This is a genomic window from Arthrobacter sp. 05T423, from assembly GCF_056396245.1.
On the sequence record NZ_JBFTLC010000036.1, the window covers coordinates 40,127 to 53,071 of the forward strand.

Sequence of the window (12,945 nt, forward strand, 5' to 3'; positions counted from 1 at the left end):
TGGATACAAAAATGCACTTAGACAGGCATGGACGCCAGTCCCTACTCTGAAAAGGAAGCACACCACCTCCGCCGCTCCGGCACCAACTCCAAGGACAACCCCGTGGCTAAATTTTCACCCCAGGAACTCGCCAACACCCTCAAGGACGGGCTGCTGTCCTTCCCCGTAACCTCCTTCGATGCAGAGCTGCAGTTCGACGAGGAGAACTACCGCAAGCACCTGACGTGGCAGGCCAGCTACCCCGTTGCCGGTCTCTTTGCCGCCGGCGGTACCGGTGAGGGCTTTTCCCTCACCCCGGCCGAGTCGGCCCGCGTGGTCCGTGCCGCCGTCGAGGAAGTCGGCAGCACCGTCCCCGTTCTGGCGTCTGCCGGCGGTTCCACCGCCCAGGCCATTGAAAATGCGGAGGCAGCCGAGGCAGCGGGCGCCGAGGGCATCCTGCTCCTGCCGCCGTACCTGACGGAAGCTGACCAGGGCGGCCTGATCGAGCACGTCAGCGCCGTCTGCAGCGCCACGTCCCTGGGCGTCATCATCTACAACCGCGCCAACGCCATCTACAAGGACACCACCGTGGCCGCCCTGGCCGAACGGCACGAGAACCTGATCGGCTTCAAGGACGGCGTGGGCGACCTCGAGCACGACGCCCGCGTCTACGCCAAGCTCGGCGACCGCCTGTTCTACCTGGGCGGCCTGCCCACCGCAGAGACCTTCGCGCTGCCGCTCCTGCAGCTGGGAATGAGCACCTACTCCAGCGCGATGTACAACTTCGTTCCGCGGTTCGCGCTCGACTTCTACCAGGACGTGCGTAACCAGGACCGCGTGGCCGTCAACCAGAAGCTCAACGACTTCGTCATCCCCTACCTGGACATCCGCGACCGCGTGAAGGGCTACGCCGTCTCCATCGTCAAGGGCGGCCTCGACGCCATCGGCCGTTCCGCCGGCGGCGTCCGTCCGCCGCTGCAGAACATGGCGGAAATGGACCTGTCCGACCTCAAGGCACTCATCGCCAAGGTTTCCTAGCCCTAATTTCCTGATCGCCGGCCCGCCAGCCATCTCCCACCTACCCAGGAGGAACAAACCGTGGCCCTCACCGGACACTCCCTGATCGCCGGACAGACCGTCGCCGGCGAAGGCAACACCGCCTTTGCCTTCAACCCGGCCACCAACGAACAGCTCGAGCCCGCCTACACCCTGCTCACCGAGGAGCAACTCAAGGCCGCCACGTCCGCGGCCGCCGAGGCCTTCGAGTCGTTCAGCTCCCTTGACCCCGAAACCCACGCTGCGTTCCTGGATTCGATTGCGGACAACATCGAAGCCATCGGCGACGAACTGACCGCGCGTGCCGGGCAGGAGACCGGGCTGCCGGCCGCGCGCCTGCAGGGAGAACGCGCCCGTACCACCGGACAGCTGCGGCTCTTCGCCAACGTGGTCCGCCAGGGCGACTTCCGCGGCGTGCGGATCGACCCGGCCCTCCCGGACCGCACACCGCTGCCGCGTGCCGACATCCGCCAGCGCCAGATTCCCCTGGGTCCCGTCGCCGTCTTCGGGGCCAGCAACTTCCCGCTGGCGTTCTCGACGGCGGGCGGGGACACCGCGTCGGCCCTCGCCGCCGGCTGTCCCGTGGTCTTCAAGGCCCACAACGCCCACCCTGGCACCAGCGAACTCGTAGGCCAGGCCATCGCCAAGGCGGTCAAAGACCTCGGCCTGCCCCCGGGCGTCTTCTCCCTGATCTACGGCCCGGGCAGCAGCATCGGCCAGGCCCTCGTGGCGGACCCGGCCATCAAGGCCGTCGGCTTCACCGGCTCGCAGAGCGCCGGCATCGCGCTGATGCGCACCGCCGCCGCCCGGCCGGAGCCCATCCCCGTGTACGCGGAGATGTCCTCACTCAACCCGGTCTTCGTCTTCCCCGGCGCCCTCAACGGCTCCGGCGAACAGATTGACGCACTTGCGCAGCAGTACGTCGCCGCCGTTACCGGCAGCTCAGGCCAGCTCTGCACCTCCCCCGGCCTGCTGTTCGCCCCCGCCGGTGAGGCAGGGGACAAACTGGCTGCCGCCGTCGGCCGTGCTGTGTCCGCCTGCGCCGGACAGACGATGCTGACCGCAGGCATCGCCGGCTCCTGGAACTCCGGCACCGAGGCGCTGGGCGCCGCCCAGAACGTGACCGTCGTCGGGACCGGAACCCCCGGGCCCACCGAGAACGCCCCGGCACCGGCCATCTATGGCACGGAAATCCGCGACTTCGTCAGCAACGAGGTGCTGCACGCGGAAATCTTCGGCTCAGCTTCCCTGGTGATCCGCTACTCCTCCGCCGCGGAACTCATCGAGGCGACCAACCGGATCGAGGGGCAGCTCACCGCTTCGCTGCAGCTCACCAAAGAGGACTACCCGACGGCGGCGCAGCTGATCCCCGCACTGGAGCAGAAGGTCGGGCGCATTATCGTGAACGGCTGGCCCACCGGCGTCGAAGTTGGGCACGCCATGGTCCACGGTGGACCCTTCCCCGCCACTTCGGACTCGCGCACCACCTCCGTGGGTACGCTGGCCATCAACCGGTTCCTCCGCCCTGTCGCCTACCAGAACCTGCCCCAGGAACTGCTGCCCGCAGCGCTCAAGGACGCCAACCCGTGGCAGCTGAACCGCCAGATTGACGGCACGGTTGTCACTGCTGACGCCGCTGATGCCCCTGAACAGAAAGAGGAGGTCAACGCATGACCGGCCAGCCGTCAATTGCCCGCGTCGAAGTAGTCCCGGTTGCCGGCCACGACAGCATGCTGATGAACCTCAGCGGCGCGCACGGACCGTTCTTCACCCGGAACGTGGTCATCGTGACCGACTCCGATGGCCGGACCGGCCTCGGCGAGGTCCCGGGCGGCGAGAAGATCCGGACCACCATCGAGGAAGCCGGCGCGCTGATCGCGGGCAGGCCGGTGGCCCGCTACCGCTCGCTGCTGCGCGAAATCGCCGCAGAGTTCGAGGACCGCGACGCCGGCGGCCGGGGCCTGCAGACCTTCGACCTGCGCACCACCGTCCACGCTGTCACCGCCGTCGAGTCCGCGCTGCTGGACCTGCACGGCCAGTTCCTTGGCGTCCCCGTGGCCGAACTGCTGGGCGACGGCCAGCAGCGCACGTCCGTGCCGATGCTCGGATACCTGTTCTTCGTCGGTGACCACAAACGGACGGATCTTCCGTACCTCGTGGAGGACGCGCCGTCGGTCCGCTGGGAGGAACTGCGCCGCCAGGAGGCAATGACCCCCGAGGCCGTCGTCGCGCTGGCCGAAGCGGCGCAGGAGCGCTACGGCTTCAGCGACTTCAAGCTCAAGGGCGGCGTACTGTCCGGCGACGACGAAGTGGACGTGGTCACCGCACTGGCCAAGCGCTTCCCCGAGGCCCGCGTCACGCTGGACCCGAACGGCGGCTGGCTCCTCGAGGAAGCCATCCGGCTGGGCAAGCGGATGCAGGGCGTCGTGGCCTACGCCGAGGACCCCTGCGGCGCTGAAGGCCGCTTCTCCGGGCGCGAGGTCATGGCCGAGTTCCGCCGGGCCACCGGGCTGAAGACCGCCACCAACATGATCGCCACCGACTGGCGCGAAATGGCCCACGCCATCCGCAGCAACGCCGTCGACATCCCGCTGGCGGACCCGCATTTCTGGACCATGCACGGTTCAGTCCGCGTGGCGCAGCTGTGCAACGAGTTCGGCCTGACCTGGGGCTCGCACTCGAACAACCACTTCGACATCTCGCTGGCCATGTTCACGCACACCGGCGCGGCAGCCCCCGGCGAGATCACCGCGCTGGACACGCACTGGATCTGGCAGGACGGCCAGGGCCTCACCAAGAACCCGCTGCAGATCAGGGGCGGCGCCATCGAGGTCCCCGCTGCACCGGGACTCGGCATCGAACTGGACCGCGACGCGCTGGACAAGGCGCACCAGCTGTACCTGGAACACGGACTGGACGCCCGCGACGACAGCATCGGCATGCAGTACTACGTGGACGGCTGGTCCTTCGACCCGAAGCGGCCCTGCCTGGTTAGGTAGGTTGTTAAGCTTCCGCACGGCCGCCCTCCCTCCGCGCAGGAGACGGCCGTGCGGAACTCCAACATACAGATACATAGAAGGGCAGAGTGTGGGCGGCGTCGTCTCCGGAATACTCATCGTTTCTGCAGTCATCGCCGTCGGTTACCTCGCCGCCAGGTTCCGCATTTTGGGCCCCGAGGTACAGGGTGCGCTGACCCGCACGGCCTTCTACATCACCAACCCTGCCCTGCTCTACACCGTGGTTGCCGGCTCCGACATCCGGGCCGCACTCGGAACCGACGCCCCGCTGGCGCTGCTTTCAGCAGCGGCGGTGGGGCTTCTTTACTGGCTGCTGAGCTTCCTGTTCTTCCGCCGCCCTGCCGCGGAGACCGCCGTCGGCGCAATGGCCAGCAGCTACGCCAACGCCAACAACATCGGAATTCCGGTCTCGCTGTACGCCGTCGGAACGGCCCAGCATGTGGCGCCGGTTCTTCTGGTGCAGCTCCTGGTCATGGCCCCGTTCTACCTCACGCTTCTGGGGCTGTTCTCGGGTACCCGGATTTCGTGGCGGAAGGTGCTGCTCCAGCCCTTATCGAACCCGATGATCATCGCCTCGGCGCTCGGCGTCGTGGTTGCACTGACGGGGTGGCAGGAGCCGGACCTGCTGCAGAAACCCATCGACATGCTGGCAGGCGGTGCTGTCCCCATGGTGCTTCTTGCCTTTGGCCTGTCGCTGGCCGGGAGGGCGCCGCTGCAGAAGGACGACGGCCGGACGGAGACCCTGGTGGCAACGTTCCTAAAGATCGCCGGCATGCCTTTGGTTGTGTGGTTGCTCGCCCGCTTTGTCTTTGGCCTGTCGGGGCAGCATCTGCTGGCGAGCGTGATCATGGGGACGCTGCCCACCGCTCAGAACGTCTTCCTCTTCGCCTCCCCCTACGGCCGGGGCATGACGGTGGCCCGCGACGTGATCCTCTGCACCACCGTCCTGTGCGTTGGGACGCTGGTTGTGGTTGCTTGGGCTGCGGGGTAGGTGCTGGCGCGTTGACGGCGCCGGCACTGCGCGCATCGCACGCCTGCCCCCTCCCGCGCTGATAACCAATTTTTCGTCAACCTGAAGGAGTGCGGGGGCGCAGGTTAGGTCTAGGCGAGTGTGCGGGCCATGGGTGTTGCAGGTTCTCTAGATGACGTCGGGCGCGCTTGAAAGAATGTAATCCGCGGCAGGCGGCCCAGTCATCGACACAAGGTTGGCGGGTGCGGGAGCGCGAGCTTCGGAAGGTCCGTAGGCTGCTACGACCAGATAGGCCCGCGCGCGGCCCGAGAAAAGGGGCCGCGCGCGGGTGTGGTTCAGGGATCGGTTCGCTTCAATCAGCGCCGACGTGATCGACTTTGCCGGCGAAAGCCGCTGCCGAAGAAGTCTCCAAGTCCTGTTCCTTGATGAGTGAGGTAGCGCGTGTCTCTGGCAGGCTCAGGACCGTGACGACGCCCACCAGGCCTACGGCCACGAGGAAGAATCCGGGAACCAGGTTGTTGTGGGTTGCCTCCAGGAGCCAGGTGAGCACGTAGGGCGCGGTGCCTGCGAACAGTGCCGCAGTGATGGCATAGGCAATGGAAAGCCCTGACTGGCGGGTGCGTGTTGGGAAAAGCTCGACGACGGTGACGGCATGCGTTCCGAGGACGATGGAGAGGATCAGAGCGAGACCGAGGGTTGAGGTGAAGACGGCCCAGTCCTCTCCGCGTCCCATCAGCATGAACAGCGGAACTGAGAGCACCGTCTGTGCAATGGCTGCGGTCATGAGCACCGGCTTACGCCCGAGTCGGTCGGATGCGATGCCGGCCAGGGGTACGACGATCAGACCCAGTGCGGAGGCGAGGGCGGAGAAGAGCGCGGCGCGCCCGGCATCGAAGCCGACGTAGACCTCCTGGTAGGTGAGCAGGTAAACGAGCACTACGTAGAAGGTGACGTTCATGAAGATTTCCATGCCGCAGGTCTGGATAAATTCCTTGCGGTTGCGCTTGAACACTTCCCTGACGGGCGCGTGGGAAACCGTCTCGAGTTTCTGGAGTTCCAGGAACTCGGGGGTGTCCTCAATTTTCCGCCGGATGTACAGGCCGATGAAGCCCAGGGGGACGGTGATGAGGAATGGGATGCGCCATGCCCAGGCGACGATGTCATCGGTCGTGAAGACCGTGTTCAGCAGGAAGACGACCAGGGAGGCGAGCAGGAAGCCGAGGAGGCTGCCGAATTCCAGCCAGCTCACTCCGAAGCCGCGTCGTTTGGCGGGGGAGAACTCTCCGAGGAAGGCGGCGGCACTGCCGAATTCCCCGCCGGCGGCCAGGCCCTGCACGATTCGGGTGGCGATCAGGAGGATGGGAGCCAATATGCCGATGGTGTCGTAGCCCGGCAGCAGGCCCAGGACGAGGGTTGCGAGGGCCATTGCGAGGATGACCACTGACAGCGTCTGCTTGCGGCCGAGCCTGTCGCCCAGGCGGCCAAAGATGACGGCGCCGAGGGGACGGAAGAAGAAGGAGACCGCGAAGACGCCGAAGGTGGCCATCAGCCCCGCTGTCGTGTTCTCTTCGGGGAAGAATACGGAGGCGAGCGTTCCGGCGAGGTAGGCGTAGACGGCCCAGTCAAACCAGTGCACGAGCACGCCGATGGAACCGGCGACCACGCTCTTGCGCAGGCTTTTTTGATCGACGAGGTCGCTGGGGAACGGCGGCGCTGATGGTGTGGTGGACATGGTATTTCTCCTAGGGTGCTGCGGACTGGAGGGTCGCGGCGCCATTGCCGGATCCTAATCGAAGGCGGGCTACGTCGAGGGCGGTCCAGGCCAGGGCCTGGGCACCGTCGCGCAGGGTTTGTTCGGCGACCGGACCGACGCAGGCTTCTGCGAAGGCCGGCTGATGGTTGCTCGCTGTGCCGCCCACTCCGATGTAGGGGTGGATGGCGTTGACGGCCTGCGAGACATTGCCCATGTCCGTGGACGCACGGTTCATGGTGGCGGCCAGCGGGTCCACATCGAAGCTGCGGCCGAGGCTTTCGGCATTTTTTCGGTAGAGGGCCAATGCGTCTTCATCGTTGCGCATTTCGGCGTACCGCTTGCTCTCCGGCGTGACCGTAAGGCGGCTGCCGGTTGCGAGTGCGCCGGCTTCGAAGCACTTCATGACGCGTTCTTCGAGCTCAAGCAGTTGGGCTGTGGTCTCGGCCCGGATGTACCAGCGTCCTTCGGTGCGTCCGGGGATGGCGTTGGGGGCCTGCCCGCCGTTGGTCTGGACGCCGTGGACGCGAACGCCCGGGGGCAGCTGCTGGCGGAGCAGTGCGATGGCGAGTTGGGCGACGAGGAAGGCGTCATTGGCGTTGACACCCCTCTCGGGGTAGGCCGCTGCGTGAGCGGCTTTGCCCTCGTACTGTACGTGCCAGTGGGTGACAGCGAAGGGGCGGGCCTCGGCGACGTCGACCGGCGCCGGATGGGCCATGAGGGTGAAGTCGATGCCCTCGAAGGCGCCTCGTTCCAGCAGCTCGATCTTGCCGCCGCCGCCTTCCTCGGCGGGGGTGCCGATGACTTCCACGCAGACGCCCGCTTCTTCTGCTGTTTCTGCGAGGGCGATGGCGGCTCCGGCGGACATCGCGGAGATGAGGTTGTGGCCGCAGGCGTGGCCAAGGCCCGGGAGGGCGTCGTATTCCGCCAGGAAAGCCACCCTGAAATTTTGTGCTTCTGCCGGTTCGTAGACGGCACGGAAAGCTGTTTCCAGGCCGAGGTAGGGCTGGGTTACGGTGAAGCCGTGGCGGGCAAGCAGTGCCGCGACCGCGGCCGATGAGCGGTGTTCCTGCCAGCCGGTCTCGGGGTCGTCGTGCAGCTGGTTGGAGAGCGCGACGAGCTCGGCCTCCACTTTCACGAGGCGGGTGGCAGCGCGGGTTTTGGGCGCGTCACTCATCGCCGGGCACTCCGTAGGACGGCGCGGCGCCTGGATTGGTGCCACGGGAGGTGTAGTCATCGCGCTGTGGAAGCCAGACGTCCAGGAGCCGGCCGAGTTCGCCAATCGGGTCTTCTGACCAGTCGACACGCAGATCCGTAACCCGCCATCCGGCATCGGCCACGACGGCGAGTCCGGCCGAATGAACGGGGCCCTCCTCGCCACCGGCCGCCACCGCTGCCTGGAGTGCAGCGAAGAGCCGCTCCTCGATCCGTCCGCTGGTCGAGAGTGCTGTGTCCACCAGCGCGTCGAGCACTTCAGTCCCGGCGAGCATGTTGCCGCCGGCGATGGCGTCCTGGCGGACGGCTGAGCCGTAGACGCCCAAGGCGCGGTTTCCGGAGAACACGGCGCCGCGGCCTTCGTTGTCGAGCACGAGCAGCTGGCGGAAATCGATAGTGTGCTGGTCCGCCGTTGCGACCACAGCGTCCAACGCCTGTTGGGCGGCGGCGCCGGAGCGCAGCTGATCGAGGAGTTGCACTCCCAGGCGTGGGTCCGTCACGTTCTGGGAATTCGCGCCGCCGATCCCGTCGTCCAGGTTGAGGCAGCGTGCCGCGACTGCCGGTGAGGACGATGAGATTGCCGCGCCGAATTCCCCGGTTGCGGTATCCCTGAGGAGCAGTGAGAAGGTCATGACGGGGAGATCTCGCTGAGTACTGCTGTGGCATCGATTTCGACCAGCCATTCCGGGCGTGCCAGCGCCTGGACGACGATGCCGGTCGACACGGGGAAGACGCCCTTGAGCCAGGTGCCCATGGTCCGGTAGACATCCTCGCGGTAGCGGGGGTCGATGATATACACGGTCACCTTCACGATGTCCTCAAGCCGGCTCCCCGCCTCTTCAAGGAGCATCCTGATGTTCTCCATTGCCTGGTTGGTCTGGGCGACAACGTCGCCGATCCCGATAGATTCCCGGGTCTCCAGGTCCTGCCCGATCTGGCCTCGCAGGTAGACGACACCGTTGGCGACGACTGCCTGGCACAGGTCGTTGTCGAGCTTCTGCTCCGGGTACGTTTCCTTGGTGTTGAAGGGCCGGATCCTTGTGTGCGGGGGCATTGACGTCCTCGTTTCTGGAAGTGGTTCATGTCACAGACTTCTTCAGTACCAATTCTTGGACCCTCTCCGAGTTCTGTAAAATAGTGATAACAGGGGTTATTGAATCTGAAAATCCGATGCAGTGTTCCATTGCTCGCTTTGATACTGAATTCCAAGCACATCTGTTTTGCCGATGAAGTGGAGCGGCAAAAGGTATTGGACGCAACCGGTCCGTGGCGCTTTTGCTGGTGGTGACACAAACCACAACGAAGCGAGCGGAGTTTTCATGTCAACTCAAAGAACCGAGGCCACCGAAGTCCTCGTCGTCGGTGCCGGGCAGGCCGGAATTGCCATGAGCCAGCACCTGAGCGAGAGGGGAGTACCCCACGTTGTGCTCGAGCGCAGCCGGGTCGCCGAGCGCTGGCGCTCCGAACGATGGGACTCCCTCGTCGCCAACGGGCCCGTCTGGCATGACCGGTTCCCCGGCCTTGAGTTTGACGGACTGTCCCCGGATGACTTCGCCAGGAAGGAGCAGGTGGCGGACTACTTCGAGGCATATGCCGCAAAGTTCAATGCTCCGGTCCGTTGCGGCGTCGACGTCCTCTCGGTGCGCAAGGAGGAAGGGACAGGCGGCTTCCGGGTGGAGACCGCAGAAGGACCGCTCGAGGCACGCTTTGTCGTTGCGGCCACGGGCGCGTTTCAGAAGCCCGTCATTCCGCCGGTCGTGCCCGAGAGCGCCGGCCTGCATCAGATCCACTCGAGTTCCTACCGCAACCCGCAGCAGCTGCCCGCCGGCGGCGCCCTGGTGGTGGGGGCAGGGTCCTCGGGTGTGCAGATCGCTGCCGAACTGAAGAAGTCGGGGCGGCAGGTGCACCTGGCCGTCGGGCCCCACGACAGGCCGCCGCGGAGCTACCGGGGCCGCGACTTCGTCTGGTGGCTTGGGGTGCTGAACAAGTGGGAGGCCTCGGCGCCGCCGGCCGGCGCCGAGCACGTCACCATCGCCGTAAGCGGAGCCAACGGCGGTGAGACCGTCGACTTCCGAGAATTGGCTGCTGATGGCATCACGCTCGTCGGGCGCGCAACCTCCTTTGAGGAGGGCACCATGCACTTCGCGCCCGATCTGGGTGTGAACATTGCCAACGGCGACGCCAACTACCTGTCCATGCTGGACGAAGCTGACGCCTATGCCGCAAGGAACGGACTCGACCTGCCCGAGGAACCGCAGGCCCGGGTACTCGGACCTGACCCGCAATGCGTTACTGACCCAGTCCTGGAGCTCGACCTGGCAGCGGCAGGGGTCACCTCGATCGTGTGGGCCACCGGGTTCGGCTTCGACTACAGCTGGCTGCAGGTTGATGCCTTCGACGCAACCGGCAGGCCGAAGCAGCAGCGCGGCGTTTCCTGCGAGCCGGGCGTGTACTTCCTGGGCCTGCCATGGCAGGCCCGCCGCGGTTCGAGCTTCATCTGGGGGGTCTGGCATGACGCGAAGTACCTTGCCGACCAGATCGAGATCCAGCGCAACTACCTCACCTACAGCCCCGACAGGGTCAGGGCCGGCGCCTGAGCGTTCCGGCAGTCCTCCCTGGAACAGACAGGAGCAGCAGAGTGAAGGATGAACCCCTCACGGAACAAACGCGCACCGAGACCGACTCCCTCGGAACTGCCGAGGTTCCCGTGTCGGCCTACTGGGGCGTACACACCGCGCGGGCCCTCGAGAACTTCCCCATAGCGGAGCGGCCCATCTCGATATACCCCGAGTTCGTCCGTGCCCTGGCCTGCGTGAAGCAGGCCGCGGCGCGGGCGAACCTGGAGATCGGCGTACTCGACGGGCCGCGGGCCGCCCTGATCGACCGGGCCTGCGGGGAGATCCTGCAGGGGAGGCACCACGACCAATTCGTCGTTGGTGTCGTCCAAGGTGGGGCCGGGACGTCGACGAACATGAACGCCAACGAGGTCATCACCAACCGTGCACTTGCGTTCGCCGGTCGCCCGAGGGGGGACTACGCCCACATCAATCCCAATGACCATACGAACCGGAGCCAGTCCACCAACGACACCTACCCGACGGCCATCAAGATCGCGCTGGCCTTCTCACTGCGCGGTCTGCTGGCCGAACTGGAACTTCTCGCCGAGTCCTTCTCCGAAAAGGGGCGGGAGTTCGCCCACGTCCTGAAAGTGGGCCGCACCCAGCTCCAGGACGCCGTGCCGATGACCCTGGGCCAGGAGTTCCAAGCCTTCGCCGTAACGCTCCGGGAGGATGCGGAACGGCTTTCGGAGGCCGTGACGCTGCTGCGAGAAGTGAACATGGGCGCTACAGCGATCGGTACCGGCATCAACACGCCGGCCGGCTATACGGCGGCCGTCATCCGGCACCTGCGGGCGATCACGGGCCTCGATCTCGTGACTGCCCGCGATCTGATTGAATCAACCAATGACACAGGGGCGTTCGTAACATTCTCTGCCGCGCTGAAGCGCAGCGCGCTGTAGCTGTCCACGATCTCCAACGACCTGCGGCTCCTCTCCTCCGGCCCGCAGGCCGGATTCGGCGAAATAAACCTCCCGCCGCGGCAAGCCGGATCATCCATCATGCCGGGCAAGGTCAACCCGGTCATCCCCGAGGCGGTATCACAGGTGGCCTACTCCATCGCCGGAGCTGACGTGACCGTGTCAATGGCCGTAGAGGCAGGCCAGCTCCAGCTCAACGCCTTCGAGCCGATCATCGCGCACGCGCTGTTCCAATCGATCACCTGGCTTGAGCGTGCCTGCCACACGCTTCGCGTCAATTGCGTAGACGGGATCACCGCCAACTCCGGGCGGCTCGAGGGGATGGTTTCGCGGTCCGTCACGGTCATCACGGCTCTGGCGCCTGTGATCGGCTACGCCGAGGCGGCAAAGCTCGCCAGAGTGGCCTTGGCTACCGATGCGAATGTGCGTGGCCTCGTGCTTGCACAGGGGCTGATGAGCGAGCTCGACCTCGAGCTGATCCTGCAGCCCCAGCGACTGGCGGGAATCGTTCCTGCCCCGAACGCGCGGAGGTCAGACCGTCTTGGGAACCGCAGCCCTTAGCACGGTAGCGCCCGGGTCAAGGTGCTATGGTCGCGCTGTGGATGTGACCTTGACCCAGTTGCGTTACTTCGCCGAGGCTGCGGCGCAGTTGTCGATGACCCGGGCCGCCGACAGGCTCATGGTCGCCCAATCCGCTGTCTCGACCGCGGTCGCCCAGCTGGAGCGGGCGACCGGCTCGCAGTTCTTCATCCGCCAGCGCTCTAAGGGCCTAGTGCTCACCTCAGCCGGCGAGCGTTTCCTGAAGGACGTAACCTCCGTCCTCGCCCACCTCGAGGAGTCCCTGGATCACGCCCGGGGGGAGCAATCGGCGGTGACCGGACGCCTGAGGCTGGTCTGCTTTTCGACCCTTGCGCCGTTCCTGGTACCAGGGGTCCTGGCCCGGCTTGCCGAAGAGCACCCGGGGCTGGAGCTTTCGGTCTTCGAGGCGGACGCCGCCGGTTGCGTGGAGGCACTGACCAGTGGACGCGCGGATCTGGCGCTGTGCTACGACTACGGGCTGCCCAGCGATATCGCCGTCACCGCGGTGCACTCCGCCCGGCCCTACGTCGCGCTCCCGGTGGAGCACCGCCTGGCTGGGCTGGCAGAAGTGGACCTCTCCGATCTGCGTGACGAGCCGTTCATCCTACTTGACCTGCCGCACACCCGCGAGCTCATGCTCGGAATCCTGGAAGGGGCAGGGCTTGAACCGCACGTCCGGTTCCGCTCCGGTAGTTTCGAGCTGCGGAGCCGCTCCGCGGCGTTGTGGAATTGAGAAAACGGCCTTGTGGTTGGGTTGGGTAGCGGCGGATGATGGCGGTGCCGCGGTCGACGCCGCTGTGTCTTAGTGCTTAGAGCCTGTTTTCGAGCGTGGTGTGGAGGG

At 66.0% G+C, this 12,945-nt stretch carries 10 protein-coding genes and 1 pseudogene; 7 read left to right on the forward strand and 4 right to left on the reverse strand.

Annotated elements, in window-relative coordinates:
* The first annotated feature begins 102 nt into the window (after positions 1-102).
* From kdgD to AC1DFE_RS20535, 4 genes are all read left to right on the forward strand, one after another.
* A complete protein-coding gene (gene kdgD / locus AC1DFE_RS20520; RefSeq protein ID WP_476907707.1) occupies positions 103-1,017 on the forward strand; it encodes a 5-dehydro-4-deoxyglucarate dehydratase in 915 nt (304 codons plus the stop codon).
* Positions 1,018-1,077: 60 nt separating this feature from the next.
* Entirely contained in the window at positions 1,078-2,709 is a 1,632-nt protein-coding gene (locus AC1DFE_RS20525) for an aldehyde dehydrogenase (NADP(+)) (RefSeq protein ID WP_476907708.1), read from the forward strand.
* Positions 2,706-4,034 carry an enolase C-terminal domain-like protein gene (locus AC1DFE_RS20530; RefSeq protein WP_476907709.1) on the forward strand — a complete coding sequence of 443 codons (1,329 nt, stop codon included), beginning with the start codon at positions 2,706-2,708 and terminating at the stop codon, positions 4,032-4,034. Before AC1DFE_RS20525 ends, AC1DFE_RS20530 begins: the two co-directional genes overlap by 4 nt.
* A gap of 88 nt (positions 4,035-4,122) precedes the next feature.
* Positions 4,123-5,043 carry an AEC family transporter gene (locus AC1DFE_RS20535; RefSeq protein ID WP_476907710.1) on the forward strand — a complete coding sequence of 307 codons (921 nt, stop codon included), beginning with the start codon at positions 4,123-4,125 and terminating at the stop codon, positions 5,041-5,043.
* A gap of 331 nt (positions 5,044-5,374) precedes the next feature.
* On the opposite strand, the gene AC1DFE_RS20540 is transcribed toward AC1DFE_RS20535, so the two are convergent.
* The 4 genes from AC1DFE_RS20540 to AC1DFE_RS20555 are packed head-to-tail and all read right to left on the reverse strand — an operon-like array spanning position 5,375 to position 9,041.
* Entirely contained in the window at positions 5,375-6,754 is a 1,380-nt protein-coding gene (locus AC1DFE_RS20540; RefSeq protein ID WP_476907711.1) for an MFS transporter, read from the reverse strand.
* A gap of 10 nt (positions 6,755-6,764) precedes the next feature.
* Positions 6,765-7,949 (reverse strand): M20 family metallopeptidase, encoded by a 1,185-nt coding sequence (locus tag AC1DFE_RS20545; protein ID WP_476907712.1) that lies wholly within the window; start codon positions 7,947-7,949, stop codon positions 6,765-6,767.
* Entirely contained in the window at positions 7,942-8,619 is a 678-nt protein-coding gene (locus tag AC1DFE_RS20550; protein ID WP_476907713.1) for a DUF1028 domain-containing protein, read from the reverse strand. Before AC1DFE_RS20550 ends, AC1DFE_RS20545 begins: the two co-directional genes overlap by 8 nt.
* The gene (locus tag AC1DFE_RS20555) at positions 8,616-9,041 is read right to left on the reverse strand and encodes a RidA family protein (protein ID WP_476907714.1); all 426 of its coding nucleotides are present in this window, start codon (positions 9,039-9,041) and stop codon (positions 8,616-8,618) included. Before AC1DFE_RS20555 ends, AC1DFE_RS20550 begins: the two co-directional genes overlap by 4 nt.
* A gap of 265 nt (positions 9,042-9,306) precedes the next feature.
* Here AC1DFE_RS20555 and AC1DFE_RS20560 point away from each other — a divergent pair, with 265 nt between their 5' ends.
* The 3 genes and pseudogenes from AC1DFE_RS20560 to AC1DFE_RS20570 all read left to right on the forward strand — a co-directional run bounded on the left by AC1DFE_RS20560 (position 9,307) and on the right by AC1DFE_RS20570 (position 12,837).
* Positions 9,307-10,584: a flavin-containing monooxygenase gene (locus tag AC1DFE_RS20560; protein ID WP_476907715.1), complete on the forward strand. Its 1,278-nt coding sequence runs from the start codon at positions 9,307-9,309 to the stop codon at positions 10,582-10,584.
* 41 nt (positions 10,585-10,625) lie between these two features.
* Positions 10,626-12,086 (forward strand): annotated as a pseudogene (locus tag AC1DFE_RS20565) (aspartate ammonia-lyase).
* A gap of 49 nt (positions 12,087-12,135) precedes the next feature.
* Positions 12,136-12,837 (forward strand): LysR substrate-binding domain-containing protein, encoded by a 702-nt coding sequence (locus AC1DFE_RS20570; RefSeq protein ID WP_476907716.1) that lies wholly within the window; start codon positions 12,136-12,138, stop codon positions 12,835-12,837.
* Positions 12,838-12,945 lie beyond the last annotated feature (108 nt).